The 25,084-nt window shown below is 41.0% G+C and carries 27 protein-coding genes; 11 read left to right on the top strand and 16 right to left on the bottom strand.

The genetic code is table 11. The features are described from left to right. Nucleotides 1–101: 101 nt before the first annotated feature. The 3 genes from yghU to NQT65_RS05860 form a co-directional block, all read right to left on the bottom strand. Nucleotides 102–941 (bottom strand): glutathione-dependent disulfide-bond oxidoreductase, encoded by an 840-nt coding sequence (gene yghU / locus NQT65_RS05870; RefSeq protein ID WP_126006290.1) that lies wholly within the window; start codon nucleotides 939–941, stop codon nucleotides 102–104. Between the two features lie 90 nt (nucleotides 942–1,031). Further along, nucleotides 1,032–1,613 (bottom strand): rhomboid family intramembrane serine protease, encoded by a 582-nt coding sequence (locus tag NQT65_RS05865; RefSeq protein ID WP_024034245.1) that lies wholly within the window; start codon nucleotides 1,611–1,613, stop codon nucleotides 1,032–1,034. Nucleotides 1,614–1,717: 104 nt separating this feature from the next. Further along, a complete protein-coding gene (locus NQT65_RS05860; protein ID WP_256850694.1) occupies nucleotides 1,718–2,401 on the bottom strand; it encodes a type 1 glutamine amidotransferase domain-containing protein in 684 nt (227 codons plus the stop codon). Between the two features lie 164 nt (nucleotides 2,402–2,565). On the opposite strand from NQT65_RS05860, the gene NQT65_RS05855 reads away from it, so the two are divergent. Then, the gene (locus tag NQT65_RS05855; RefSeq protein WP_024034243.1) at nucleotides 2,566–3,489 is read left to right on the top strand and encodes a LysR family transcriptional regulator; all 924 of its coding nucleotides are present in this window, start codon (nucleotides 2,566–2,568) and stop codon (nucleotides 3,487–3,489) included. Between the two features lie 12 nt (nucleotides 3,490–3,501). Here the strand turns inward: NQT65_RS05855 and NQT65_RS05850 are convergent, their stop codons facing one another. The 5 genes from NQT65_RS05850 to NQT65_RS05830 all read right to left on the bottom strand — a co-directional run bounded on the left by NQT65_RS05850 (nucleotide 3,502) and on the right by NQT65_RS05830 (nucleotide 9,222). After that, complete coding sequence (locus NQT65_RS05850) at nucleotides 3,502–4,236, bottom strand: dienelactone hydrolase family protein (RefSeq protein WP_055252990.1); 735 nt, start codon at nucleotides 4,234–4,236, stop codon at nucleotides 3,502–3,504. Between the two features lie 77 nt (nucleotides 4,237–4,313). Further along, entirely contained in the window at nucleotides 4,314–5,645 is a 1,332-nt protein-coding gene (locus NQT65_RS05845; protein ID WP_256850693.1) for a glycerophosphodiester phosphodiesterase family protein, read from the bottom strand. 55 nt (nucleotides 5,646–5,700) lie between these two features. Further along, nucleotides 5,701–6,564: a carboxylate/amino acid/amine transporter gene (locus NQT65_RS05840; RefSeq protein ID WP_256850692.1), complete on the bottom strand. Its 864-nt coding sequence runs from the start codon at nucleotides 6,562–6,564 to the stop codon at nucleotides 5,701–5,703. Between the two features lie 103 nt (nucleotides 6,565–6,667). Then, complete coding sequence (locus NQT65_RS05835; RefSeq protein ID WP_256850691.1) at nucleotides 6,668–8,803, bottom strand: M3 family metallopeptidase; 2,136 nt, start codon at nucleotides 8,801–8,803, stop codon at nucleotides 6,668–6,670. 212 nt (nucleotides 8,804–9,015) lie between these two features. After that, a complete protein-coding gene (locus NQT65_RS05830; RefSeq protein ID WP_004587392.1) occupies nucleotides 9,016–9,222 on the bottom strand; it encodes a hypothetical protein in 207 nt (68 codons plus the stop codon). A 197-nt stretch (nucleotides 9,223–9,419) separates the two neighbouring features. On the opposite strand from NQT65_RS05830, the gene NQT65_RS05825 reads away from it, so the two are divergent. The 6 genes from NQT65_RS05825 (at nucleotide 9,420) to yegD (ending at nucleotide 16,375) form a co-directional block, all read left to right on the top strand. Then, on the top strand, nucleotides 9,420–10,283 hold the full coding sequence (locus tag NQT65_RS05825) for a mechanosensitive ion channel family protein (protein ID WP_024034237.1): 864 nt from the start codon (nucleotides 9,420–9,422) through the stop codon (nucleotides 10,281–10,283). A 409-nt stretch (nucleotides 10,284–10,692) separates the two neighbouring features. Next, nucleotides 10,693–12,957 carry a TonB-dependent receptor gene (locus tag NQT65_RS05820; RefSeq protein ID WP_024034236.1) on the top strand — a complete coding sequence of 755 codons (2,265 nt, stop codon included), beginning with the start codon at nucleotides 10,693–10,695 and terminating at the stop codon, nucleotides 12,955–12,957. 106 nt (nucleotides 12,958–13,063) lie between these two features. Continuing rightward, nucleotides 13,064–13,363: a hypothetical protein gene (locus NQT65_RS05815; protein WP_004587389.1), complete on the top strand. Its 300-nt coding sequence runs from the start codon at nucleotides 13,064–13,066 to the stop codon at nucleotides 13,361–13,363. A gap of 53 nt (nucleotides 13,364–13,416) precedes the next feature. After that, nucleotides 13,417–14,073 carry an HAD family hydrolase gene (locus NQT65_RS05810; RefSeq protein ID WP_256850690.1) on the top strand — a complete coding sequence of 219 codons (657 nt, stop codon included), beginning with the start codon at nucleotides 13,417–13,419 and terminating at the stop codon, nucleotides 14,071–14,073. 33 nt (nucleotides 14,074–14,106) lie between these two features. Continuing rightward, nucleotides 14,107–14,949 (top strand): DNA ligase, encoded by an 843-nt coding sequence (locus NQT65_RS05805; RefSeq protein WP_256850689.1) that lies wholly within the window; start codon nucleotides 14,107–14,109, stop codon nucleotides 14,947–14,949. Between the two features lie 61 nt (nucleotides 14,950–15,010). After that, nucleotides 15,011–16,375, top strand: a complete 1,365-nt coding sequence (yegD, locus tag NQT65_RS05800) for a molecular chaperone (RefSeq protein ID WP_256850688.1) — start codon at nucleotides 15,011–15,013, stop codon at nucleotides 16,373–16,375. 10 nt (nucleotides 16,376–16,385) lie between these two features. Here the strand turns inward: yegD and NQT65_RS05795 are convergent, their stop codons facing one another. The 3 genes from NQT65_RS05795 to NQT65_RS05785 are packed head-to-tail and all read right to left on the bottom strand — an operon-like array spanning nucleotide 16,386 to nucleotide 18,742. Further along, nucleotides 16,386–16,850 carry a methylglyoxal synthase gene (locus tag NQT65_RS05795; protein WP_004587385.1) on the bottom strand — a complete coding sequence of 155 codons (465 nt, stop codon included), beginning with the start codon at nucleotides 16,848–16,850 and terminating at the stop codon, nucleotides 16,386–16,388. Nucleotides 16,851–16,910: 60 nt separating this feature from the next. Continuing rightward, nucleotides 16,911–17,552: a LysE family translocator gene (locus NQT65_RS05790; protein WP_126006308.1), complete on the bottom strand. Its 642-nt coding sequence runs from the start codon at nucleotides 17,550–17,552 to the stop codon at nucleotides 16,911–16,913. Then, nucleotides 17,549–18,742 carry a multidrug effflux MFS transporter gene (locus NQT65_RS05785; protein ID WP_055252998.1) on the bottom strand — a complete coding sequence of 398 codons (1,194 nt, stop codon included), beginning with the start codon at nucleotides 18,740–18,742 and terminating at the stop codon, nucleotides 17,549–17,551. The genes NQT65_RS05790 and NQT65_RS05785 overlap by 4 nt, the downstream gene beginning before the upstream one ends. A gap of 183 nt (nucleotides 18,743–18,925) precedes the next feature. On the opposite strand from NQT65_RS05785, the gene NQT65_RS05780 reads away from it, so the two are divergent. Next, a complete protein-coding gene (locus tag NQT65_RS05780; RefSeq protein ID WP_029773430.1) occupies nucleotides 18,926–19,399 on the top strand; it encodes a hotdog fold domain-containing protein in 474 nt (157 codons plus the stop codon). A gap of 7 nt (nucleotides 19,400–19,406) precedes the next feature. Here NQT65_RS05780 and NQT65_RS05775 read toward each other — a convergent pair whose 3' ends face one another. The 3 genes from NQT65_RS05775 to NQT65_RS05765 form a co-directional block, all read right to left on the bottom strand. Then, a complete protein-coding gene (locus NQT65_RS05775) occupies nucleotides 19,407–19,898 on the bottom strand; it encodes a bactofilin family protein (RefSeq protein ID WP_004587381.1) in 492 nt (163 codons plus the stop codon). Then, entirely contained in the window at nucleotides 19,888–21,051 is a 1,164-nt protein-coding gene (locus NQT65_RS05770) for a M23 family metallopeptidase (RefSeq protein WP_256850687.1), read from the bottom strand. Before NQT65_RS05770 ends, NQT65_RS05775 begins: the two co-directional genes overlap by 11 nt. Nucleotides 21,052–21,189: 138 nt before the next feature. Continuing rightward, nucleotides 21,190–21,504 carry a YebG family protein gene (locus NQT65_RS05765; protein WP_055253001.1) on the bottom strand — a complete coding sequence of 105 codons (315 nt, stop codon included), beginning with the start codon at nucleotides 21,502–21,504 and terminating at the stop codon, nucleotides 21,190–21,192. A gap of 345 nt (nucleotides 21,505–21,849) precedes the next feature. Between NQT65_RS05765 and NQT65_RS05760 the strand changes: the two genes are divergently transcribed. Next, entirely contained in the window at nucleotides 21,850–22,146 is a 297-nt protein-coding gene (locus NQT65_RS05760; RefSeq protein ID WP_004587378.1) for a ComEA family DNA-binding protein, read from the top strand. Between the two features lie 11 nt (nucleotides 22,147–22,157). Here NQT65_RS05760 and NQT65_RS05755 read toward each other — a convergent pair whose 3' ends face one another. Beyond that, a complete protein-coding gene (locus tag NQT65_RS05755; protein ID WP_004587377.1) occupies nucleotides 22,158–22,460 on the bottom strand; it encodes a DUF6170 family protein in 303 nt (100 codons plus the stop codon). Between the two features lies 1 nt (nucleotide 22,461). Further along, nucleotides 22,462–22,980, bottom strand: coding sequence for a disulfide bond formation protein DsbB (gene dsbB / locus NQT65_RS05750; protein WP_256845584.1), 519 nt, complete (start codon nucleotides 22,978–22,980; stop codon nucleotides 22,462–22,464). Nucleotides 22,981–23,501: 521 nt separating this feature from the next. On the opposite strand from dsbB, the gene fadR reads away from it, so the two are divergent. Continuing rightward, entirely contained in the window at nucleotides 23,502–24,215 is a 714-nt protein-coding gene (gene fadR, locus NQT65_RS05745) for a fatty acid metabolism transcriptional regulator FadR (protein ID WP_004587375.1), read from the top strand. Between the two features lie 235 nt (nucleotides 24,216–24,450). Further along, nucleotides 24,451–25,056 carry a peroxiredoxin gene (locus NQT65_RS05740; RefSeq protein WP_004587374.1) on the top strand — a complete coding sequence of 202 codons (606 nt, stop codon included), beginning with the start codon at nucleotides 24,451–24,453 and terminating at the stop codon, nucleotides 25,054–25,056. Nucleotides 25,057–25,084 lie beyond the last annotated feature (28 nt).

Raw genomic sequence — 25,084 nt, 5'->3', positions numbered from 1 at the left:
TTTTATAAAAACACAATAATAAATATAGTTTAATGACAGGGAAATGCAGATTTTAAATAAAAAAATGCCCATAACACAATGTCTTGTTATGGGCTGTTAGATTAAAAGTCGCTGGCGTTATGTCGTTCGCTAAGTTGCTCTTCTTCAGGGCCCCAGGTGCGATTAACACGTTGACCACGTTTAACAGCGGGGCGCTTTGCTATTTGCTCTGCCCAGCGCATTACATGAGTGTAAGAGGCAACATCTAAAAACTCAGCGGCGTCGTATAATTTTCCAAGCATCAACGAGCCATACCAAGGCCAAATGGCAATGTCTGCAATAGAGTATTCGCTACCCGCCATGTATTCGTTTTCACTTAAGTGGCGATTTAATACATCGAGCTGGCGTTTAGTTTCCATAGTAAAACGGTCTATTGGGTATTGCATTTTTGTTGGTGCGTAGCTATAAAAATGACCAAATCCGCCACCTAAATAAGGCGCTGAACCCATTTGCCAAAATAGCCAATTACGGCACTCGGTCTTGGCTTTAAAATCTTTTGGGATTAGCACATCAAATTTTTCTGCCAAGTATTGTAAAATTGAACCCGACTCAAAAATGCGTGTTGGTGGCGTGGTAGAGTGATCCATTAGCGCAGGAATTTTAGAGTTTGGATTAATATCAACAAAGTCTGAGCCAAATTGGTCGCCTTCGCCAATGTTAATTAAATAGGCATCGTAGTCGGCATCGGTTAGGCCAAGCTCTAATAACTCTTCAAACATAATGGTCGCTTTTTGGCCATTAGGCGTGGCTAATGAATAAAGTTGAAACGCATGCTTGCCAATGTCTAAGGTTTTGTCATGAGTGGCGCCGGCAATAGGGCGGTTAATATTAGCAAATTTACCACCACTTTCGCTGTCCCACGTCCAAACTTTAGGCGGCGTGTATTCGTGTTCATTACTCATAAATAACCTCAATTTAAAAATGTAATTAATTTATATACTCATAGATAACAAGCTGGGGGCGTAAAAAATTAATTAAAGGCAATGAAAAAATTATCGTGCTTTTAATTTATCTGCTTTGGCAAGTTTATACCCTAAAAAGAACCCACTTAATGCTCCAAAAAGGTGACTCTCGAACGAGACATGAAAGCGTTGTGGTAGCACGCCCCAAATAAATCCGCTGTAAAGCACTGCCACTACTAGGGCAATAACAATAGACTTAAATGAGCGCCTAACCACGCCATAGCAAAGTATAAATCCCCATAAACCATAAATAACGCCGCTTAATCCAACATGAAAACTACTTCGACCAAAGGCCCACACTAATAGCCCGCCAATTAACGCAGTAAATATAAACACGGTATAAAAGCGTTTTACACTGTATTGGCAAATTAGCCAGCTAAGTACAGCAAAAGGCAACATGTTGCTAGCAAAGTGCCACCAGCTGCCATGTAAAAATGGGGCGCATAAAATGCCGATTAACCCTTGAACGCTGCGAGGGTAAATACCTAAACCATTAAGCGTAATGCCAGGTAAACTATTGATCACCTGTAGTATTAGGCATATAAAAACTACGCTAAAAATTGCAAATCGCGTACTGGTTATCAGTGAAGATGATGATGGGGTAGTTGGCATATAAACGCTTTAGTAGGATTGTTTTGTACCAGTATAGGAGTATGTTTTCGCTATTAAAAGCGATTTAATAAGCGCGGCGTTATACGCCGCGCACAGAGGTTATTTTAACCTAGTTTAGTTAATAGTTTTTTCGCAGCAAGCTCTGAACTTGCTGGATTTTGGCCTGTAATCACTAAACCATCTTCGAGCGCTAATACGCCCCAGTCGTCGGTTTTTTGATAATCGCCGCCTTTTTTAATGAGTTCATCTTCAACTAAAAATGGCACTACGTCTGTTAATTGCACGGCAGCTTCTTCTGAGTTAGTAAAGCCTGTTACTTTTTTACCGGCTACGAGCGCATTGCCTTGTGCATCTTTAACATTTAAAAAAGCGGCACTTGCGTGGCAAACAGCCGCTACTGGCTTTTGCTCTTTTACAAACTTTTCAATAAGTGAGATTGAATCGCTGTTATCTACTAAATCCCATAGTGGGCCGTGGCCGCCTGGGTAAAATACCGCGTCAAAATCGCTGGCGTTTACTTCACTTAACTTTTTGGTGTTTGCCATAAGTGTTTGTGCTGCGCTATCGCTGTCATAGCGCTTTGTTGCATCGGTTTCAAAGTCAGAAAGCGTGCTAGTTGGGTCAATCGGCGGTTGGCCACCCGCAGGGGATGCAAGTGTTACCTCTGCACCAGCATCAACAAATGCATAGTAAGGTGCTGCAAATTCTTCTACCCAAAAACCTGTTTTTTCGCCTGTGTTGCCAAGCTCTGAATGTGAGGTAAGTACCATAAGTATTTTTTTAGCCATAACAATATTCCTTCGATTAGTGAGTAAATTAAAGCTTGGTGTTAACCAAGGTGCTGTAATAACTATATGCACTTAAAAGGATTTAAACAACGATGATAAATTTAACTTTATTGGTTTAATTATTGATACAATTATTGGGTTGAATAATCATTGGTGGGTTTGTGATGAAAGTGTCGTTTGAGCAACTTAAAAGCATGGTGGTATTTGCGCAAATTGTCGAGCAGGGCAGTTTAACCGCGGCTGCAAAGCAGTTGGGGTTAACGCGTGCGGTGGTAAGTTATCACCTTAAAAAATTAGAAACGCAATTAGAAGTTACGCTGCTAAATCGCTCAACCCGCACTATGGCGCTAACTGAGGCGGGCATTGCGTATTATGAGCGCTGTAGAGTGATCACAGAACAAGCAAACGCAGCTAATCAGCAAATAGAAAACATTAAAAGTGAGCCACAAGGAGTATTAAAAATTAGCTGCCCTGTTAATGTAGGCATGCAACTAATTGTGCCTGCAATTAATACGTTTAAACGCCAATACCCCAAAATTGAAATAGACCTGCAACTAACCGATGATGTGGTTGATATAATAAAAAACGGCTTTGATATTGCTATTCGTGGGGTCGCTTTAAGTGACTCAAACTTACAAGCCACTAAACTAACAACCATGAGTACCTGTATTTGTGGCTCAGCTGAGTATTTTGAACACTTTGGCAAACCTAAAACGCCAGCTGAATTAGCCTTGCATAAATGGGTGGTGTACCAACTTAGCAGTAAAACATTAACCCTTAGCAAAGAGGGCAAAAAATACGATGTAATACTACAAGGCGGCATAAGCACCAATAATGCCGCTGCGCGTACCGCGTTTGTAGAGGCTGGGCACGGGCTTGGGCGCATTCCGTTGTATGATGCGTGGCCTAAAGTGCAAGCAGGGCTGTTAGAAATAATACTCGATGATTATAAAACAAAAGATATTGAGCTTTATGGCGTGTTTCCACCTGGGGCGGCAGGCTCCAAAAAGCTCAGGTTGTTTATTGATTATTTAAAAGCATATTTTGTTAAACAACATACTGCACTGGGCATGCTAAAAAGCACGTAAAACCGCACTTAATTACAAAGTACGATTAAATAATGCAACCGCTTGCTGGTACATAGTAATTGCAAGCGCGGCATCGTAACGCTCGCCCTCATCACGCATAAACGCATGCTGTGCGTTTACTTCTTGCCAGTGATAGTTAATACCCGTGGCTACACACTGCTGGTAAATTTTACTTCGGCCTTGTTGCGGTACATGTGGGTCTTGTTTACCCCAAATAAAGTGTATTTCACCTTGAATATCAGCCATGCGTTCAAACGAATTGTTACCTGCATTAGCAGTTAAGGTATCACTATGAATATCGGTGGCGTATAAACAAAATGCGGCTTTTATGTGTGGGTTTAATGCGGCTCTGTAAGCTAAATGCCCACCAATGCACACACCCATGGCGCCTACTGTGCCAGTGCAGTAATCTTGGCTTTGTACAAAGTCGATGAGTGCTTGTGTGTCGCTGTCGTGGTGCTCAAGTGGCTTTTGCCATTTATCGGCATTGCCTTTATCTTTACCCGCGTCATCGTACGCAAGTACAGTACCAATCGGGTTTAGCTCATGAAATACCTCAGGCACTAACACAACAAAACCGTGGCTTGCTAAAATAGCAGCGCTGCGCGCAATAGGCGCGGTTTGCTGAAAAATTTCAGAGTAAAAAATAATACTTGGGTATTGGCCAGCTGCTTGTGGGCGGTAAACGGTAGTACGCATTAAGCCTGTTGGGGTGGCTAGGTCGGTATTATGGTGTTGGATTATCATAAAAGCGCTCAGTTAAATAATTAATAAAGTTATGGTAACTGAGCGCAAAAAAATAAACGACCACTGATACTGGTTTTTTAAATGCTTGCAGGCATTTTATTACAACTTGCGTAGTAGCTTACGGTCGCGGGCCAATCCGAAAATATACCCATAACCCCAACATCCTGCGCGAGTACATCAACCACCGTCATCATGTCGCCATCGTTATCGATAACATCGGCGATTGATTGATAGTAGTAGCCACCGCCCTCGTTAAGAGGCCCCGAGCGCTCAAGGCTCCATGCTATCAGTTCAAGCCCTGCAGCTTTTGCGTCAATGGCGTATTGTGAGGGGACAATATTACTTTCGTTGTCTATGGTGAGCATCATCCAAATAGGGGGCGCTAATATTTTAACGCCATCGGCTACTAGCTCTTCCATACTTGGTTGCCACGTTGCAGGGTTACTTGGATCAAAGCCCGCTTCGCTGTCACGGCCATCTAAATATACGCTTTGATTTGCAAAGTCGGGGTTGTTATTTATCCAATATTTCACATCATCAAGATTAAACGATTGCGGGTACACATCACTGCTTGGTACGTTCAATTGCGTGTATTCATCAAGCATTTTTTGCGCGTATTGCTGTTGTGTCATTCCCTCAAAAGGCATGCTAACTTGCGGCGATTTTAGCTCTGGGGTCATTTTTACACCCAGGCTTTTAAATAACTCAATACTTTGTTTATGAGTTACTAATGTTCCACCTGTGGCGTATAAATCGGTGCGCCAGCTGGGCGTGCCCTGCATATATTCACCAACAGTAGTGACTTGGGTGTTGGCGCCATCCATTTTACCTTCAAGCGTTAAAAATTCGCTCAGGCTGATATCGCTTGTGCAGCATTTAGCGGTGGCAGGCGTGCCACTGGCCGCGTTAGCTGGAGTAAAAGGCACACTGCACTTAGCGGCAAGTTCAGGAATGGCTAATATATTGGTGGTGGTGTGCAAATCGCACTGAGAGTGGCGACACACGAGCTCTTTGTCGCTGGTAAAGGTTACATCGCACTCAACAATACCTGCGCCCATACGCGCCGCAGCTATATAAGACTCCTTTGTATGCTCAGGGTATTGCATTGGCGCACCACGATGACCAATAGAAAAATCTGTACGGTAAAATGGCCCATCTGTACACGATTCTAATTTTGTTTTTAAATCGCTTTGTGCCATATCGTTAATTAGGTAGTCGGCACGAGTACCTAATTGAATATCAGGCGCCTCGCCTTTTGCAACTTCAACAATTACAGGCGTCGGTACTTCAACAACCTCAACGGTGGTATTGGTAACGACTACGTCTTTTTCTACAACTTCGACATCGTCGTCGCAGCCGCTCAGTAGTGCAAGTATTACTGAGCTTGTTATTAGGGTGAGATGTTTCATGTTTGTTCCTTAACGTTATTTTATTCAACCCTAATCGCGTTCAATGACAAATTAGCTACAAGGATGTGACGTTCTGTTTATTTGTCCCCAATTGATTAATTACCAGTGCCGCTAACATAATTGCACCCCCCATACTTAAGCGCATAATGTCGGCATTTTTATTCCATATAAGCACGTTAACAATAATACCGGCAGGAATAAGCACGTTGTTCATAACGGCTAATGCTCCCACATTTACTTTTGTTGCCCCTTTGTTCCATAAAAAGTAACCAAGGCCCGAGGCTACAATACCTAAATATATTAAAATACCCCACTGGGTAAGTGTACTCGGTAATTTGCTTGTATTGCCAAATAAAGCGTAGCAAGCACTCGCCACTACTAATGCGCCAATAAAAAACCAACCAAATACGGTTTTGTCATCCAGCTGATTAGTGGCCATTAAACGTTTATAAGTTACTTGTCCGGTGGCAAAACTAATATTGGCACCCTGAACCAGTAATAAACCGATGATGAAATGACTATTGAGGCTTTCCCAGCGAATAGCTACCGCGCCTAGTACGGCAATAAGCGCAACCGCAAAAAAGCGAGGGTTAAAATGCTTATTAAGTGCATCGTTTAAAAGCGTTATATAAAGCGGCGTCATAACGGTAAAGAGCAACACTTCGGGTACGCTTAAAAATAAAAAGGAGTGATAGTAAAAGCTGTACATAACACCCAGTTGCACAGCGCCTATCAGCATTAGCTTAAGTGCGAGTGGTTTTGAGGTAAGTTTAGGTTTTAAAAAGGGTAAAAAAACCAATGTGGCTAATGCAACTCGTATTAATACGCTAAACCACGCATCAACTTGGCCTGCTAGGTACACACCAATTAAACTAAATGAAAAAGCCCAAAGTAGGGTAACTGCAAATAAATAGCCCATAATTGTCGTTTTTTATAATTTATAGTGTGGCTAGTTTATCTGTTATAAACAATAAAAGCCCGCAAGCGGGCTTTTATAAGGTTAAAATTAATAAACGAGGTTATTAATCAACCAAACCACGGCGCTTAAGAAGTGCGTCTGTCGTTGGTTTTTGGCCTCTAAACTCAATGTAGCTTTGCATTAAGTCGCGGCTGTTACCTTTTGATAGGATTTCTTTACGGAACTTGTCACCGTTTTCACGGGTTAGACCACCGTTATTTTCCATATGTGCAAACGCATCGGCTGCAAATACTTCAGTCCATAGGTAGGCGTAGTAACCTGCTGAGTAACCACCGGCAAAAGTATGGCTAAAGTAGTTTGATTTATAACGCGGTGGCACTGGGTAGTAATCAATACCGTGTGCTTTTAGCGCATCGCTTTCAAACTTTTGAACATCACTGATTTTTTTATCAGAACCAAATGAGTGCCATTCCATATCAAGTAAAGCAGCTGCTAAGTATTCAGTAGTACCAAAGCCTTGGTTGAATTTTTGCGATGCTAATACTTTATCAAGTAATGCTTGTGGAATTGGCTCACCCGTTTTGTAATGCTTAGCGTAGTTAGCAAGTACGGTAGGTTCAATCATCCAGTCTTCGTGTGCCTGTGAAGGAAATTCAACAAAGTCACGTGCTGTAGCAGTACCCGCTAGGCTTGGGTATTTAACATTTGAGAATAAACCGTGCGCAGCATGACCAAATTCATGGAACATAGTCGATACTTCGTCGAAGGTCATTAGCGTTGGCTCACCTTCAGCTGGTTTTGGAATGTTTTGTGCGTTGTAAATAACCGGTTTAGTGCCTTTTAAGCCGCTTTGGCTTACGTATGCACTCATCCATGCACCGCCACGCTTACCTTCGCGTGCGTATGGGTCCATGTAAAATAAACCAATAGCGCTGCCATCTGCGTTAAATACTTCGTACGCTGTTACATCTTCGTGGTAAACAGGTAAGTCTTTACGCTCTTTAAAGGTGATACCGTAAAGCTTGTTCATTGCGAAGAATAACCCATCATGGATCACAGAGTTCATTTCAAAGTATGGCTTAACTAGCGCAGGATCTAGGTCGTACTTTTCAGCACGTACTTTTTCTGCGTAAAACGCCCAGTCCCATGGCTTAAGCTCAAAGCTTTCGCCAGAATCGTTAATTACTTTTTGGATAGCGGCCGCTTCTGCTTTGGCTTTTTCAACAGCTTTTGGTGCAAGGTCATCTAAAATGCCGTATACGTTGTCGGTTGTTTGTGCCATACGCGAAGTCATTACATACGATGCCCAATCTTTAAAGCCTAACAGCTCTGCTTTTTGTGCACGCAGGTTAGTTTCTTCAATAATGATAGGGCCGTTAGTTTTAGCAGCACGGTTTGTAGAGGCTTTAAAAATTTGCTCGCGTAGTTCACGGTTTTCAAGGCTTGATAAGATAGGCTGCTGAGTGGTATTAACCAAGGTGATCATGTAGCCGTCTTTGCCTGCTTTTTTAGCTGCGGCTGCAAGGCCTGCAATTTCACCTTCAGATAGGCCAGCAAGTTTAGATTTGTCTGTAACAACAATAACGTCTTCTTTAAACGATTTTAAAATGTTTTGAGAGAACGCAGTAGATAGCTCTGCAAGCTGAGCATTTATTTCACGCATTTTTGCTTTTTCAGCATCACTTAACTTAGCACCGGCTTTTACAAATTGCTTGTAGTAGAAATCAACTAAGCGTTGATCTTCAGCGTTAAGCGCATCTTTATTGTCGTAAATAGTTTGTACACGCTTAAATAACGCACCATTTAGGTAAATGTCATCAGAGTGAGCAGATAATACCGGCGCCATTTTTTTGCTTATACGTTGGTATTCGTCATCTGAAATTAAACCCGATAGGTTGTAAAAAGCAGCAGATACGCGGTTTAACAACTCACCAGATTTTTCCATCTCAACAAGTGTGTTTTCAAATGTTGCTGGTTCTGGGTTGTTTGCAATAGCTTGAACTTGCGCAGTGTGCTGAGCAATACCTGCATCAAAGCCTGCTTCGTAGTCTTTTGTACCAAACTTATCAAACTCTGGTGCCATGTATTGTAATGGGCTTGGTTTGAATAATACATTGTTTGCGTTCATATCTTGCACTTGTGCTGCGCTCTCTTTAGCTGTGTTCTGAGTTTCGTTAGATGAACAAGCAGATAGGATTAGGGCACTAGCAATAGTAGTGGCGATCAGTGTTTTACGCATAATAACTCCATAAAAAGATGAGCCGAAATAGGCTTTTCGAGTCGAAAACCCAGTTAACTTATCAAATTTTGGCGTTTATACAATAAAGTTTATCGGTATTAAGCGGGATTTAAACGCAAATTAGCTACTAAAAATGCGATTTGGAGGTAAAAGTAGCCTTAAAAATAAACGTAAGGCTACTTAAATATTGTATTGTGTGTGTTTTTTAAAGGCTAGTTATAGCCAAGAACAAAGCGTTTTTCAGAACCAAAGCTATTAGATTGCTGGCCAAATTCTTTATTAATAGTAGCAAGTGTTTGTTCTTGCTCAGCAAGAAGGCACAAAATTTTATTGCGGTAATCTAGGCTGCTTTCAAACAAATTTAAATCTACCTGCGGCTGCAAAGTAGCGAGTCTTTGATTTAGAGTAAGTTGTGACATATGTAATCTCCAGTGCTTGTACACTATTTATATAGCACTCGGTGCAATAAAGAGTTAATAAATTGTTTAAACAAAAACGTTAAACCTATTAACTTAGCGTTTTAACACTATTATGCCGTGCTAAGCTTAGCGAAGACTGAACCACACTCATTTTTACTGAACAAATAACAAACAATAAATAATACTTTGGAAAACACATGACGCTCGAACACATTCAACATTATCTCAGCTTGGTTATTTTTACCTATAACGATGTACACATCACCGTGGCTAAGGTTATACAAGTTCCTTTAATTTTATTTGCTATGTGGTTTGTAGTAACGCGCATTGGCAAACTTATTAAAAAAACACTGTTGGCAAAAAAAATCAGCCAAGACGCGGTCCATCTATTTACGCGCATTTATTTTATTTTGAGTATCGCAATATTAATTTTCACCTCGTTAGAGGTTTTAAGTATTCCGCTTACGGCCTTTGCATTTGTATCAGGGGCTATAGCCATTGGGGTTGGATTTGGTGCGCAAAACATTATTAATAACTTTATTAGTGGCTGGATTTTAATGTGGGAGCGGCCAATTCGTATTGGGGACTTTTTAGAAGTGGGTAATGCAAAGGGCGTAGTAGAGACTATTAATACGCGCTCTACCCGCATTCGCCGTAACGATGGTGTGCATATGTTAATCCCTAATTCGCAACTATTAGAAAACACAGTGACTAACTGGACCTTAATAGACGGTAATGCCCGCTCTTCGGTTAGCGTAGGTGTTGCTTATGGCAGCGATGTATTGTTAGTTAAAACCTTAATTCAACAAGTACTTGATGATCATGATGCGATACTAACAAATCCAAAAGCCTCTGTTTTATTTGACGACTTCGCTGATAGCTCACTGGTGTTTAATGCAATTTTTTGGGTTTGTGCAGAGTCAGAAACCATGCTCAGAAAAGTACGTAGTGATATCCGTTTTAGTATTTATGCTGTTTTTGAAAAACACGATGTGGTGATTGCGTTTCCACAGCGCGATATTCACATTGATGGAGAAATTGCGTTAAAGCGTACTCAATGAATTTAGCCTTTAAAATTTAGCAAGCATTAACGGGTTTTAACTGCGCGTTTCTAGTTTGGGTTTATTTGTAAAAATACGCAGTTTGCTACTTTAAAGTGACTTTTGAAAGAAAGGACATATGTCCGCATTATTAGTCTTTTGCATCTAAAAGCGGGTAAATAAGCTATAAAATGAGGTTAAATGTTGCAAAAAAGTTTACTTTTTTGTACATATTTATGCAGTAAATTTGTAATACGATGGTATAATCTTCATCGTTCGTTCAGCCTCATTACTCCGTTTTTGTACTCTCGGTGATGAGGTCCGCGCGCCATAAAGCTAGACGCGAAAAATTGTACGAGCCCGCAATGAATACATTGCGCAACACAAAAAACCGTTGAACAAGAGTGCATACAAAAGGTTTATACCCGACATGAAAGCAATCAAAAAAACTGCAATAGCGACCATAATTAATGCTGCTTTATTATCTGCAGCTGGTACCTCTGTTTCTACTCTTGCTGCTGAAGAAGAAACTGCAAAAAAAAATAACCAATTAGAAGTTATTCAAGTTACTGCTCGTAAACGTGTAGAAAATGCACAAGAAGTGCCTGTTGCTGTATCTGCATTACAAGGTGATAACCTTGATGCTTATAGTTCTGCTGGTATGGATATTCGCTTTATGAGTGCGAAAATCCCAAGTCTTTCAATCGAATCATCGTTTGGACGTTCTTTCCCTCGTTTTTATGTTCGTGGTTTGGGTAATACCGATTTCGATCTTAATGCTTCACAACCTGTTTCATTAGTTGTTGATGAAGTGGTTCAAGAAAATGCCATTTTAAAAGGCTTTCCAGTATTTGATGTTGAGCGTGTAGAAGTACTACGTGGTCCACAAGGTACTTTGTTTGGCCGTAATACGCCGGCTGGCCTAGTTAAATTTGATACTGTTAAACCAAGCCAAGAATTTGAAGGTTACGGTGCTGTTTCTTACGGTAGCCGTGGCGCTGTAGATACAGAAGGCGCTGTAGGTGGTGCATTAACTGACCGTTTATCTGCACGTGTTTCTTTGCTATGGCAAGATAAAGATGATTACATCGACAACCAAGCGCCTGGCTTTGAAGCGAAAGACGAGCAAGGCGGCTACACAGAAAAAGCAGCGCGTATTCAGTTTTTATACGAAGGCGATGACTTTACTGCTCTACTAAACTACCACACGCGTGACCTAGACGGCTCACCAATTGCGTTTCGTGCAAACGTTATTGAATCAGGCTCAAACGATTTAGTAGACAACTACGAGCATGATGTTGTTTATCAAGATGCCGCTGTACGCAATACCCAGCAAGTTGAATCTGAAGGCGCAAGCTTAAAGCTTGAGTGGGATATTAGCGATGAATACACGCTAACCTCTATTTCAGGTTGGGAAAGTGCAGAAATATACTCACGTGCAGATATTGACGGCGGTTACGGTGCTTCTTATATCCCTGATTACATGGGTCCAGGTTTTATTCCGTTTTCTTCAGAAAGTGCGGATGGTATTCCAGAGCAAGATCAGTTAACGCAAGAGCTTCGCCTTGCTAGTAATTTTAGCGGTGACTTAAACTACCAAGTTGGTCTTTTTTACTTTGATGAAGAGCTTACAATCGAAAACTTTAGTTACGATACGTTCTCTTCACCTGCTGGCGCTTTAAACGGTTATGTTCAGCAACAACAAGACACGACAGCATGGGCTATTTTCGGCTCAGTAGATTACATCTTCTCAGATAAGTTAAAAGTAACAGCGGGTCTTCGTTACTCTGATGACGAAAAAGATTTTGTTGCAGACCGTACAATTAGCCCAATTGGCGGTGGTGCTTTATACGTAGAGCGTAGTGTAAGTGACAGCCACGTAAGCTGGGATTTATCTGCAAACTACAAAGTTAATGACGATGTAAACTGGTACAGCCGTGTAGCAAACACGTTCCGTGCGCCTAGCTTACAAGGTCGTATTTTATTTGGTGATGACGTAACAACGGCTGAGTCAGAAACCGTTACTTCATTCGAAACCGGTATTAAATCAGACGTTCTTGACGGCCAAGGCCGTGTAAATGCAACGGTATTTTACTACACAATGGACGACCAACAGCTTACTGCTGTAGGTGGTGGTGCTAACTTTAACCGCCTAGTTAACGCTGATAAAACAACAGGCTACGGTTTTGAGCTAGATACAGAATGGGTATTAAGCGATGAGTTTAATGCAACATTTAACTTAAGCTACAACAAGACTGAAATTAAAGATGATGAGTTAGCTGTAGCGGTATGTGCTCAATGTATCGTGAATGACCCTATTAACGATGCTGGTTTAGCTGTGCTAGATGGCAACAGCTTACCGCATGCGCCAGAGTGGATCTCTAACTTTACCCTTCGTTATACGAAAGAACTTGAAGATGGTAATTTCTTCGCATTAGGTGATATTTCTTACCGTAGCGAAATTAACATGTTCCTATACGATTCAGTAGAATTTGAAGGTAAAGCATTAACAGAAGTAGGTTTACGTGCAGGCTACGAGTGGGCTGAAGGTGACTACGAGTACCAAGTATCTGCATTTGTTCGTAACTTATTTGATGAGCAACAAGCAATTGGTGCGGTAGACTTCAATAACAATACGGGTATTGTTAATGAAGAGCGCTACATTGGTGCTGAATTTAAAGTTAACTTCTTCTAAAGATAACCTTAAATTTTATTAATTTTTAAAAGCCTGCCTAGTGCAGGCTTTTATGTTTTTATAAAGCTGGTAAAGTAGCGTTAATTAACTTTAATGAGATAGAAAAATGGCTGGATTTTGGAACTACCGTGTAATTTTTTGTGAAGCAACGAAAGATGAAGCAGCGCAATACCAAATACACGAAGTAGAATATAACTTAAATGGCAAAGTAACTAATTGGTCAGAAACAGGCGCAGCACCTTTTGGTACAACGCTAGATGAGTTAGCAGCTGATGCCGATCGTTTAAAAACGGCGCTAGAAAAACCAGTACTTAAGGTTGTGCGCAAAGCCCGAGGCTACGAACTGGTTGATGTTGAAACCGGTGAGGAAGCATTTGCTGAGCCACCTGCTGGCTTAACAGCATAATATTATAAAGGCGCCTAGGCGCCTTTTTTAACGTTAAAATTTAAGGAATGAGGATGAGCTTAAACGCAGTATTGTTTGATATGGATGGCACGCTAGTTGACTCTGAAAGCATGCACTTTGAGTGTTGGAGTCAGCTGCTTGCACCCTACAATGTAAGTTATAACGAAGTGGAGTTTTGTCAGCGCTTTTCAGGGCGCCCAACGTTAGAAGCAGCAATTGATATTAAAAATGAGCATAATTTAGACGTCAGCGCACAGTTTTTAGCAGATGAAAAATATCGATTATTTGGTGAATACGTAAAAACTAATTTACCGCCTGTTATGCCTTTTACTGAGCAAACCTTACACGCTGTTAAAAACAGTGGGCTAAAAATGGCGTTAGTTACCGGTAGTGCTCGCAGCGAAGCTATGCCTATTTTAAAAGGGCTAGGTTTTTATGAGTTATTTGATACTGTAGTGACAAAAGACGATGTAACAAATCCAAAGCCAGCAGGCGATCCTTACCTTTTAGCGCTTGAGCACATACATGTAGACCCAGAGCATGCAATTGCTGTTGAAGACACCTTTACGGGCGTTTGTGCTGCAACTAATGCACAGGTTAGAGTCGTTGCGATTGCAAATCATCATACAATTGACCATGACTTTAGTAAGGCGGCGTACAAAATGGCTGACCTAGGTGAGTTTTGGCAGTGGGTCGAATCTCAACTATAGTTAAAGCCTTATTTTATTTGCAGGGATGCAGTAATGGCTCAGCTAAAGTACTTACTTCTCATTGTCAGCTTAATTGGCTCATCGCTTGTTTTTGCGGCGCAGCCTCAGGTGTTATTGGCAAAAGTATATGATGAAGCTAAACATGGCAATATTAGTGAATACCTCGTCAGTGAAAAATTTGATGGTGTAAGAGCAATATGGACGGGCGATAAATTTATTACCCGTAAAGGAAATGCGATTAACGCCCCGAATTGGTTTACGGCGCCATTACCAAATGTTTGGTTAGATGGGGAGCTGTGGATAGCACGCACTCAATTTTCTTTGGTCAGTGGGATTGTAAGAACTAAACGCCCCAGTAATTCAGATTGGCACGCTATACGCTATCAAATATTTGATATGCCAGACCCAACCCTTCCTTTTAGTGCGCGTTATAAAAACTACCAAGCCTTGGTAAAACAAATCAATAAGCAGCATATAACTGCAGTTAAACAACACCGCTTTACTAGCACAGCCCAATTAACAGCGTACTTTGAAGATTTAACTAAGCAAGGGGCTGAAGGGGTGATGCTGCATTTAGCCAATGCTAAATATAAAAGCGGGCGCAGCAATACATTATTAAAGTTAAAGCCCTATCTTGATGCTGAAGCGGTTGTTATTGCACATTTACCGGGTAAAGGAAAATACACCGGTATGTTAGGTGCATTAAAAGTAAAAACACCTCATGGGCAAATATTTAAAATAGGCACGGGCTTTAGTAACAAACAGCGCCAAACACCTCCGGCTATAGGCAGCACGGTAACGTATCGGTACCACGGGTTAACAAAGCATGGCTTACCACGTTTTGCGAGCTTTTTAAGGGTGAGGGAGGGTCATTAGCGTTTATAATTTTGGCAAAGTATGCTAAATTGCGCGGCCTTTTTCTAATGTATGGTGAAGTATGTTTGTAGGTTTTGATTACGGTAGTTCTAATTGTGCCATGGGTGTTATGGAGCAAGAGGAAGTACAGTTAGTGCCACTTGAGCAAGGAAAACATTATTTACCTTCTACTCTTTATACGCACCATAGCGCATTAGTTGTCGACTTTGTGGCAAAGCATGTAAAAGGCACTGCCCACGAGCATGACTTTTTAACGCAGCGCCAAGCTTTATTAAATACACTCCCACGTATTAAGTCAGATCTTGATTTACAACCTACAGATGAAACGCTTTTTATTGGCCGTGAAGCCATTAGTGAATATGTGCAGTTTCCTGAAGAAGGCTACTTTGTAAAATCACCTAAATCGTTTTTTGGTGCCACAGGCTTAAAGCAAGGGCAAATTAATTTTTTTGAAGATATTGCTACCGCAATGATTTTAAAAATAAAGCAACGCGCAGAGCTTTCACTTAAAACCCCACTTACGCAAACGGTTATTGGTCGTCCAGTTAACTTTCAGGCCGTTGGCGGTGAGCAGTCAAATCAGCAAGCTGTAGGTATTTTAGAGCGCGCAGCTAAGCGTGCGGGCTTTAAAGATGTGGAGTTTTTATACGAACCGCTTGCAGCAGGGATTGATTACGAAAGTAGTTTAGTGGAAGACCAAAAAGTGCTGGTTATTGATATTGGCGGTGGTACCAGCGATTGCTCGTTTGTACAAATGGGGCCAAGCTTTAGAGGTAACAGTGAACGCGATAATGACTTTTTAGCCCACAGCGGTAAGCGAGTTGGCGGGAATGACTTAGATATAGCGCTTAGTTTTCATGGTTTAATGCCATTGCTTGGTTTAGGCAGTACCTTTAAATCCGGCCTACCTTTACCAAACCAACCTTTTTGGCAAGCCTGTAAAATTAATGATGTAAATTTACAAAGTCAGTTTTATAGTGAAAGCCACTATCGAGAACTCACTGCCCAATTACGCGATGTCAGTGCACCTGCGCTTTTCAAACGCTTAATTCATTTACAGCAAAATAAACAGGGCCATCAGTTGGTACAGCAAGGTGAGGCGGCTAAAATAGCGCTTTCATCGGCAGATGCTTTTGATTGCGATCTTCGCTTTTTAGATAATGACCTTAGTAAAAACCTATCGGTTAGCGATTTAGCGGTTGCAGTAGAAAGTAGTATTAGCCAAATAGTAACGTTAGCAAAACAAGCAATTACCGATGCAGGAACCACCCCAGACGTTATTTATTTAACAGGGGGGAGTGCGCAGTCACCACTTATTAAAGCCGCGTTAAGTGAGCATTTAGGTGATATTAAAATGCTGAATGGCGATCACTTTGGTAGTGTAACGGCTGGCCTAACAAAATGGGCCAGCATGCTTTATAAGTAGCTTAAAAGGTTTAAAGACTGATTTGTCGGGTTGCGAGGTATTTTTCGTAATCTGGCAAAGTACGTTCAAGCTCAGTGTCCATTAAGGGCGAGCTTAATAACATGTCGGCGCTGACTTCATTACAGGCCACGGGAATATTCCAAACAGCAGCTAAACGCAGTAGTGCTTTAACATCAGGGTCGTGTGGTTGCGATGCCAACGGATCCCAAAAAAACACCAGTACATGAATCTCGTGCTCGGCAATTTTAGCTCCTAGCTGTTGATCGCCCCCCATAGGGCCACTTAATAGCTGAATAACCTCTAGCCCGGTGGTTTTTTCGATTAAATGGCCTGTAGTGCCAGTACCGTATAAGGTGTGTCTGCTTAAGGCTTCTTTGTGTTTTTCGCACCATAATTTCAGCGCGGCTTTTTTACCATCATGCGCAACTAAGGCAATATTTTTATTAGCGGGTAGCGATTGTTTTTTTTGTTCCATGCTGCATCTTATTTTGTTGAGTAACCAAGGTTTTGGTTAAGTAATACCAATTTAGTGTAATTAGTATAATAAATTAATGGCCAGTGCAATAAATACCATGCCGGTCACTCGGTCTATCCAAAGTTGGCTATGTGGGTATTTTTTGAAAAATTGCGCTATTTTGTCGCCAAAGTAAATATACGTACAGTCAATTGGGAAAGCAAAAATAGGGTAGAGCAGGCCAAAAAATGCTAATTGAAACGTTGCCGATGATAAGCTTGGGTCTACAAACTGAGGGATAAAAGCAATAAAAAATAACGCGACTTTAGGGTTTAATACCTCGGTCATCATGGCTTGAAACATGACATTTGGCTTTTTACTGGTGCTTACATGAGGCTTATCATCACTAGCGCAATCCACGGTATTTGGCTGCGAAAAAGTGCTTTTAATCATCACAAGCCCTAAATAGCACAAATAAGCCGCGCCTAAGTACTGTACTGCACTATAAGCGGTGGGCGAGGCTTTTAATACCGCGCTTAATCCAATAACAGCAAAAAATGTGTGTATTACTCCACCTAAAGCAAAGCCAAATGCGCTTTGCATACCTGCCGCTCTGCCATTGGCAAATGTTTGCGCCATTAAAAATGCGTTTGATGGCCCAGGGGCCACCGCCATTAAAAAGCTCGCTAGTAAAAAGGATACTAAAAAATCAGGGTTGATCATGTATTAACCGGGTGCAATGTATGGGCTTTTTTACTCATTAAAATTAGCCAAAGTGGTGCCAGTAACAATAAATGAAAAGCAATTAGCCAAGGTGTGCTAAGGCCTAAATATTGCGTTAAAAACACAAGCACACTAGCGCCACTCATTTGCATAGCACCAATTAAGGCAGAGGCTGTACCGGCTTGTTTTGGAAAGCGCGATAACGCCATACCAGCCGCAGAGCCTAAGCTCAGGGCAAAACCAAGTGCAGCAATTAAAATAGGTAGCATAAGCGCAATGGCCGATTCTATATGGCTAAGTGCAATCATTAATATGCCAGAGGCTACCAATACTGTAACTCCAACGCGCAGGGCTTTTTGGCTATTACGTTTAATATAAATGGGCGTAATAAAGCTGGCTACAATACTTAATACGGCATTGAGCGTAAACCAAAAAGTAAAGTCGGCAACGGTGCCCCCTAAGTGCGTAATGATCCACCCAGGTGCCAAGGTGACATACACAAGAATCGCCGACATGGCGACCATACACAGTAAGCTATTAAATAAAAATATCGGTGTTTTTAATATTGGCACAAAGCGGCGTAAGTCCAATATATGCCCTTGGTAGTGACTATCAGCAGGGCGGGTTTCTCTAAATAAGGTGAGCGTAATGACTAGGCCCGCTAACGCAAACAAGGTTAAAAACATAAAGTTCATGCGCCAGCCAAATTGCACGGTAAGCCAAGCACCTAAAATAGGCGCAAGCGCAGGAATAAAACACACAATTCCATTTAAATAGGTAATCATTTGCCCGCTGCGTTCGCTGCCGTATTTATCACGTACAATGGCAAAAGCAACAACAAACGTAGCACATGCACCTAACCCTTGCAGAGCGCGTGCAAACATTAATACAGCAAAAGAGGGTGCCATGTAGGCAAGTAAGGCTGAGCCTGCATACAAGCTAACACCTACAACCGCTACCGGCTTTCGGCCAAACTTATCGGCAAGCGGCCCTGCAATTAATTGCCCTAAACCCACAGTAAGCATAAAAATAGCCACTGTTTGCTGAACCTGTTGTTCGGTTACGTTAAATTGCGTGGCAATAGTTGGAAAAGCGGGAAGATAAATATCAATTGCCATAGGGCAAAATATTACGAGTAACGCTAAGATGAGTAATAAAATTAAGTTAGGTTTAGCGGGCTGTGTTTGCATTAGGTCTCCTTTTGCTGGCTATTTTAGGTGCCCGCTTATAAAAAAGAAAGGGCTTATGAGTGAGCCTCGCTTTATTGTGATAAATATTTCATGACATTAGGATTAACAGCGCGGTGAATTGCGCTTTTTTTAACTGGTCTGATGTGTTAATTTGGATTTATAAACACAAAATGGGAAATAACAATGAGTAATAAATCAGCCCTTTTAAAAACCTGGCTTAAATTTAAACGCTTACCTTTTGGCAATTGGTTGTTTAGCAAAGCGGTATGCATAAAAGCCCCGTATTTTGGCTCAATGAAACCTTACGTGCTCGATTTAAGAGAAGGGCACTGTAGCGCTGTCGTAAAAAACCGCCGTAGTGTGCATAACCATATTGGGACTATTCATGCTATTGCACAATGTAACTTAGCTGAGCTGTGTGCTGGTGTAATGGTAGATGCCACCGTGCCTTATAAAACGCATCGCTGGATCCCAAAAGGAATGACGGTACACTATTTAGCAAAGGTTGATACCGATGTAACTGCTATTGCAGAAATCGACTTGCCTCGCCAATGGGTAGATAAAGAAGATTTAGTAGTGCCAGTTAAGCTTTACAATACCCGCAATGAACTGGTGTTCACTGCAGATATTACGATGTACATAACCGAGAAAAAGTAATGAGCGCTTAATTAGATTTGGCTTTATCAGCGGCTTGCTTATTAACAAACGACAAGTCGCTATCAGCATCATCAAGCAAAGTTTTTACTTCTTTAGCCGGCTTTAAATCTTCGCTAATAAGTTCCGGTTCTTCTTTTTCAAAGCGCTGTTTTAAGCTGCCTTCAATAATGGCTCCCGCATCAATACTTAGTGTGTCGTGAAAAACATCGCCATGTACGTGAGCGCTGCTTTGAATATTCACTTCACTTGCGTTTAGTGAGCCAATAATTTTACCTTTTACAATGACACTTTTAGCTTCAACCACACCTTCAACAATGCCGGTAGAGCCAATTACCAGGTGCTCTGCCTTTATATCGCCATCAATTCGGCCATCTAGCTGCACTTCGCCTTGGCTGGTAAGTGTGCCAGTTAAGCGCACATCCTCAGAAATAATAGAAGGGGTATGATTTACTCTTTTTAACGTAGTTTGACTACTTGGTTGCTTTTTTTTACCGAACACGAGAAAGCGCCTTTGTTATTTTTAGAGGATTGACATGTTTGCCATCGAGTAACACTTCATAGTGTAAGTGGGTGCTGGTACTTCTGCCAGTACTGCCCATTAATCCAATTACCTCATTTTTAGCAATTGTTTGGCCTTTTTTCACTTTAATTTTATTTAAGTGGCCAAAACGGGTGACCAAGCCATTTTTGTGCTCTAGCTCGATAAAGTTACCATAGCCGCCATTTTTACCAGCGCGCAATACACGTGCATCAGCAGGGGCAAAAATTTCGGTTTTATGCCAGCCAGCTAAATCAACACCTTTGTGAAAAGCGCGGCGGTTGTTCATCGGATCTTTACGTAACCCAAAGTTGCTCGAAATATAGTATTTAGCTGCAGGCAAGGGCAGTGAGTTAGGCAGCTCTGTTAAAAAGTTTTCAAGGTTGTTAAGTAATAATAGCTTATCAACAATGGCTAAAAACTGCCCTGGTATTTTAGTTTCATCAAATACATCTAACGGGCCACCTTGCGCAGTGGTTTGTGCGCCCAGTGCTAAATGTTGTTCAAGGGCTGATTCTAAGCCTGCGCCTTTTAGCATCGCTAAAATTGCATCATGGCGTTTATTAATTTGCGCATCAATAAGCGCAAAATTGTGCTCGTAGTATTTATTTAAGCGCTCATAACGTGCGGCAAAAGTGATTGGCGTTAGAAGGCTGGCGTGTTTGTTTTTCGGCTCTTCATCTACAAGTGGTTCATGAAACTCGCCTTTGTCTTGATTAACAGGCGATTCAAGTTGTTCTTCTAGTTTTATTGTCTCTTTACTAATAGATGCGGGGAGGGATTCAATCATACCTTGCAAAAGTGCCTGCTTTTGCTCTAGTACAGCAAGTTGCTCTAATTGCTTAGCGTGCAGTGCTTTTTGTTCTTGGATCTGCTTTTGCCACACTTGTTGTTTGTCAATTTGGCTTTGTTCTATGTCGGTAATTTTATTTGTTTGGCTATAAACACGAAAACTAGAAATACCGACCCAAGTAATAGTGCCTAAAATAAGCAGTACTGTAAAAAGCTGAAACCAAGGCGCCAAAACAACATGCTTAACTTCGCCATTTTGACGAATAAGCAACTGACGGGCTGGGAAAAATTTTTGGTAAAAAGACTTAATAAATACTGACATGGCACATAAACACTCGCTATTAACCGGATTAATGTATCAATTTCAGTTTAAAAAGCCAGAAAAAATTTGTAACTGTTCAAAAATTAATAAAAAAGGGCTGCTATTTAGTAGCAGCCCTTTATTTAAAATAGTCACAAATTAGCTAGCTTGTTGCTCGTCGTTATCTTTTATTGATGCTACGTTGTCGGCTTTTTTAGCTTTAGCTGTACTTTTTGTTGTGGGCTCTTTTGCGCCTTTTAACACCGCCATAAAGTCATCTTTACTCTTTGCAATTTCAAGCGCAAGCGATTCAACCTGTTGCTCGCTCAGTGGCACATCTACTTTTTCCAGCATTACTTCAAGCGATTCTGCTATATCGAGCATTTTGTCATAGGCATCCGCTTCTTTTTTAGTAGTAAACGTCATTCGCTCAACTCCGTTTCGTTCTACAACATATTTAACAACAACAGCCATGATCTCTCCTGCTTGATTGCGTGGTAATGTGGTTACTGACCCGTAGGTCACTGTTTTTATATACAGTAAATGTTTGTGTGTAAAATTGCAAGTATTTGGTGCATTTTTAGCTTGTCATCAATTTGACAAAAAAGCGTAACTTTACTTTAGTTAAGCAATCACTTGTTGTACCAGCTGCATTTTAGGTTTTCGGATTTAGGTGATTATGCACTGGAAATAATGTAAGTGATGCGCGTTGCTCCTTATTTAACATTATTTCCTCAAATAAAAATTAAGCACATGTTTAAAGCCAAATTAGCCGTTTAACTATAACGCTTTGGTATAAACAAAAATAAGGAATGACAAATGAAAAATCTATTAACGCTACTTATTATTAGCTTTTTAAGCTTTAGCGCGTTTACCCACGCTAACCCTGTTGAAGATAAGCCTATGGTTGAAATGCCGCAAGCGCCGGTTATTAATATTAATAGTGCCGATTCAGAAATGCTGGCCAAGTTGCCTGGTATTGGTAAGAAAAAAGCGCAGGCTATTGTTGATTACAGGGTTGAAAATGGCGAATTTGCCCAGCTGAGCGATTTAGCTAACGTAAAAGGAATAGGTAAAAAGCTTGTAGCTAAACTAGAAGGAAAAGTGTCTTTATAATAGGCAGGGCGCTAAGCGCCCTGTGAATACTGCTCAAGTGCTTTGGCTAAATATTTTTTAGCGAAGTTTATTTCAATCGGGGTTGTTAAAAGCGGGTAACATAGGCCACCTAAAATTAAAAAGGGAATGAGTTCCCACCCTTTAAAAACAGTAAATAATAAAAACAATGGGCTGAGCAATATCAGCTTTACTATTCTTAATAACACTCTATCGGTGGCAGGTAGCATGCTTAGCGCAATAGCAACAACGGCTTGTCGCTGCCTCACTTTAAGGTGCTTTAGTTCAGGCAGCTGACTGGTAAAAAACGTAAACATATTAAATAGTCTTTTTAGTAAGTAAGCGAGTGGTAACAATTACAAAAAGCGTGATAGTAAATAACGAAAATAGTATTTCCATCCATGCTGGCATACTTAATCCCGCAAATTGCCAATCGATATTACCGCAATCCCCTGTGGCTTGAAAAAAGCTTGGGATCCATTCATGCAATGGCATAAATGAAGGAAAGTTTGGCTCAAACTCACAGCTAAATGCAAAGGGATCGGTGGTTGTTTGCATTTCAATGTGCTCACGCGCAATAAAGTAACCCCACACACTTGATACACCCCACACTAAATAAGCGATAGCGCGTACTAATTTACTTTGTGGTTTAGTTGCGCCAATAATGCCTGCCCCTAATAAGCCTAATACCGCAGTTCGCTGGTAAATACACATAATGCATGGAGCAAGTCCCATCTGGTATTGAAAAAACAGTGCGGTGACTTCTAATAAAAATACAATGCCTGTAAATAGTAGCCATGGAGTACGTTGAGTAGGGAGTTGTGCTAGCCAGTTCATAAAAAATCCGCATTGAAATAAGACGTTGAATTATGTACTAGGATAAAGTAACGAGCAACAAAAAGGGTAAAAAAGCTACCGAAGTGGCTTTTTCTAAAATGAAATTAATAAGCGGTTATGGCCAATCCTATTTAGGGAAAGGTTAAGCTTAATTTGCTAAGTGAACATGTAATATAAGATTGGTTCGCTAAAAAGGCTTGTTTAAACGTTACAGTTAACAGGCTCTGCTGTATGCGACTTTTGAATGTGTTTGTTGCCGCACACGGGAATTATTGTAGTAATGTAATGGTTAAGCAAAAACAGCAATAGCATTAATGTACCTACTATGAATAGGGTTAATTTATTTAGCTAATTAGGCCTAATTTAAGCATGTTGAATTTTATTATTTACTATTGCGAAATTTTCAGCGGCTGGTTGGCACTTATATCAACGAGTTTACTTGTTAGTTATATTTCATCTGGTACAATCTGTCAGTTATTCGTATAAAACGATGAGTTGTGATTAATTCGAGTGGGAATTGAATGAGAATTTTTAAAGCTAAAAGCCCAGCAGGATTTGCTGAAGAGTATATAGTTGAATCTATCTGGAACGGCGATTTCCCTCCAGGTTCAATTCTACCTGCAGAGCGTGAGCTTTCTGAGTTAATTGGTGTAACCAGAACAACCTTACGTGAAGTACTGCAACGTTTAGCACGCGATGGCTGGCTAACTATTCAGCACGGCAAACCAACCAGAGTGAATAACTTTTGGGAAACATCGGGTTTAAACATACTCGAAACGCTGGCGCGCTTAGATGAAGACAAAATGCCAGAGCTGACCGATCAGTTATTATCTGCACGTACTAATATTAGTGCTATTTATACCCGTGCAGCGATAAAGCTTAACCCTGAGCGTGTTATTGAGATTTTATCAAAAAGCGATGAACTTGAAGACACTGCGCAAGCTTTTGCAGATTACGATTACAAAGTACACCACGAATTAGCTGTCGCTGGTAATAACCGCATTTACGTACTTATACTTAACGGTTTTAGAGGGTTTTACTTTAAAATTGGTTGTCATTATTTCTCAGACGCAGGCACTCGCCAGTTAGCACGTCAATTTTATAAAGACCTAACAGTATTGGCTGAAAACCGTGAGCATGATGGCGCGATTTCAATGATGCGTAAGTTTGGCCATCAAACCGGTGAAATCTGGCAAAATATTAAAGGCGATATGCCTTCCGATATCATGGATTAGCCCATTTTTAAAACCTGCAAATGCAGGTTTTTTTATAGGCGTAATAAAGTTTTAATATCTGTTCGGTATTTTCGATTGTGCACATCGCTAAATACGATTGTTCTTTTTTCCTTATTAAATTTAAAATGCCACGTAATTATGTGTTGGCGCTATTGTTTTTTAATTTTTAGCGCCCATATAAGTATCAGCATTGCGTATGCAATCGACAACAAACTCAAAATATTTGGAGAATAAAATGGGTGTATTAGTAGGCCGCCAGGCACCAGACTTTACCGCTGCAGCTGTACTAGGTAATGGTGAAATTGTAGATAGCTATAACCTTCATGAAACAATTAAAGGTAAAAAAGCAGTAATCTTCTTTTACCCACTAGATTTCACGTTTGTATGTCCTTCAGAACTTATCGCATTTGATAAGCGTTACGAAGAATTCCAAAAGCGTGGCGTAGAAGTAATTGGTGTTTCTATCGATTCACAATTCTCACACAACGCATGGCGTAACACTGCTGTAGCAGACGGCGGTATTGGTAAAGTTCAATACGCACTAGTTGCAGACGTTAAGCACGAAATTTGTAAAGCATACGACGTTGAGCACCCTGAAGCGGGCGTTGCATTTCGTGGCTCTTTCCTAATCGATGAAGAAGGTAACGTACGTCACCAAGTAGTGAACGACTTACCACTTGGTCGTAACATCGACGAAATGATCCGCATGGTTGACGCGCTAGCATTTCACAGCGAAAACGGCGAAGTATGTCCTGCTGGTTGGGAAGAAGGTAAAAAAGGTATGGACGCAAGCCCTGAAGGTGTTGCTAAGTTCCTATCTGAAAACGAAGGCGAGCTATAATTTAGCCCCTACGTTTTAATAAAAAAAC

Source organism: Pseudoalteromonas agarivorans (genome assembly GCF_024518735.1).
GTDB classification, from domain to species: domain Bacteria; phylum Pseudomonadota; class Gammaproteobacteria; order Enterobacterales; family Alteromonadaceae; genus Pseudoalteromonas; species Pseudoalteromonas atlantica.
Note: the sequence above shows the minus strand (reverse complement) of the source record. Positions and strands in the feature narration are given on the sequence as shown.

Bases quoted from the DNA above. Each gene is read 5' to 3' on its own strand.
- yghU (WP_126006290.1), bottom strand. From the start codon at position 941: ATGAGTAATGAACACGAATACACGCCGCCTAAAGTTTGGACGTGGGAC.
- NQT65_RS05865 (WP_024034245.1), bottom strand. From the start codon at position 1,613: ATGCCAACTACCCCATCATCATCTTCACTGATAACCAGTACGCGATTT.
- NQT65_RS05860 (WP_256850694.1), bottom strand. From the start codon at position 2,401: ATGGCTAAAAAAATACTTATGGTACTTACCTCACATTCAGAGCTTGGC.
- NQT65_RS05855 (WP_024034243.1), top strand. From the start codon at position 2,566: ATGAAAGTGTCGTTTGAGCAACTTAAAAGCATGGTGGTATTTGCGCAA.
- NQT65_RS05850 (WP_055252990.1), bottom strand. From the start codon at position 4,236: ATGATAATCCAACACCATAATACCGACCTAGCCACCCCAACAGGCTTA.
- NQT65_RS05845 (WP_256850693.1), bottom strand. From the start codon at position 5,645: ATGAAACATCTCACCCTAATAACAAGCTCAGTAATACTTGCACTACTG.
- NQT65_RS05840 (WP_256850692.1), bottom strand. From the start codon at position 6,564: ATGGGCTATTTATTTGCAGTTACCCTACTTTGGGCTTTTTCATTTAGT.
- NQT65_RS05835 (WP_256850691.1), bottom strand. From the start codon at position 8,803: ATGCGTAAAACACTGATCGCCACTACTATTGCTAGTGCCCTAATCCTA.
- NQT65_RS05830 (WP_004587392.1), bottom strand. From the start codon at position 9,222: ATGTCACAACTTACTCTAAATCAAAGACTCGCTACTTTGCAGCCGCAG.
- NQT65_RS05825 (WP_024034237.1), top strand. From the start codon at position 9,420: ATGACGCTCGAACACATTCAACATTATCTCAGCTTGGTTATTTTTACC.
- NQT65_RS05820 (WP_024034236.1), top strand. From the start codon at position 10,693: ATGAAAGCAATCAAAAAAACTGCAATAGCGACCATAATTAATGCTGCT.
- NQT65_RS05815 (WP_004587389.1), top strand. From the start codon at position 13,064: ATGGCTGGATTTTGGAACTACCGTGTAATTTTTTGTGAAGCAACGAAA.
- NQT65_RS05810 (WP_256850690.1), top strand. From the start codon at position 13,417: ATGAGCTTAAACGCAGTATTGTTTGATATGGATGGCACGCTAGTTGAC.
- NQT65_RS05805 (WP_256850689.1), top strand. From the start codon at position 14,107: ATGGCTCAGCTAAAGTACTTACTTCTCATTGTCAGCTTAATTGGCTCA.
- yegD (WP_256850688.1), top strand. From the start codon at position 15,011: ATGTTTGTAGGTTTTGATTACGGTAGTTCTAATTGTGCCATGGGTGTT.
- NQT65_RS05795 (WP_004587385.1), bottom strand. From the start codon at position 16,850: ATGGAACAAAAAAAACAATCGCTACCCGCTAATAAAAATATTGCCTTA.
- NQT65_RS05790 (WP_126006308.1), bottom strand. From the start codon at position 17,552: ATGATCAACCCTGATTTTTTAGTATCCTTTTTACTAGCGAGCTTTTTA.
- NQT65_RS05785 (WP_055252998.1), bottom strand. From the start codon at position 18,742: ATGCAAACACAGCCCGCTAAACCTAACTTAATTTTATTACTCATCTTA.
- NQT65_RS05780 (WP_029773430.1), top strand. From the start codon at position 18,926: ATGAGTAATAAATCAGCCCTTTTAAAAACCTGGCTTAAATTTAAACGC.
- NQT65_RS05770 (WP_256850687.1), bottom strand. From the start codon at position 21,051: ATGTCAGTATTTATTAAGTCTTTTTACCAAAAATTTTTCCCAGCCCGT.
- NQT65_RS05765 (WP_055253001.1), bottom strand. From the start codon at position 21,504: ATGGCTGTTGTTGTTAAATATGTTGTAGAACGAAACGGAGTTGAGCGA.
- NQT65_RS05760 (WP_004587378.1), top strand. From the start codon at position 21,850: ATGAAAAATCTATTAACGCTACTTATTATTAGCTTTTTAAGCTTTAGC.
- NQT65_RS05755 (WP_004587377.1), bottom strand. From the start codon at position 22,460: ATGTTTACGTTTTTTACCAGTCAGCTGCCTGAACTAAAGCACCTTAAA.
- dsbB (WP_256845584.1), bottom strand. From the start codon at position 22,980: ATGAACTGGCTAGCACAACTCCCTACTCAACGTACTCCATGGCTACTA.
- fadR (WP_004587375.1), top strand. From the start codon at position 23,502: ATGAGAATTTTTAAAGCTAAAAGCCCAGCAGGATTTGCTGAAGAGTAT.
- NQT65_RS05740 (WP_004587374.1), top strand. From the start codon at position 24,451: ATGGGTGTATTAGTAGGCCGCCAGGCACCAGACTTTACCGCTGCAGCT.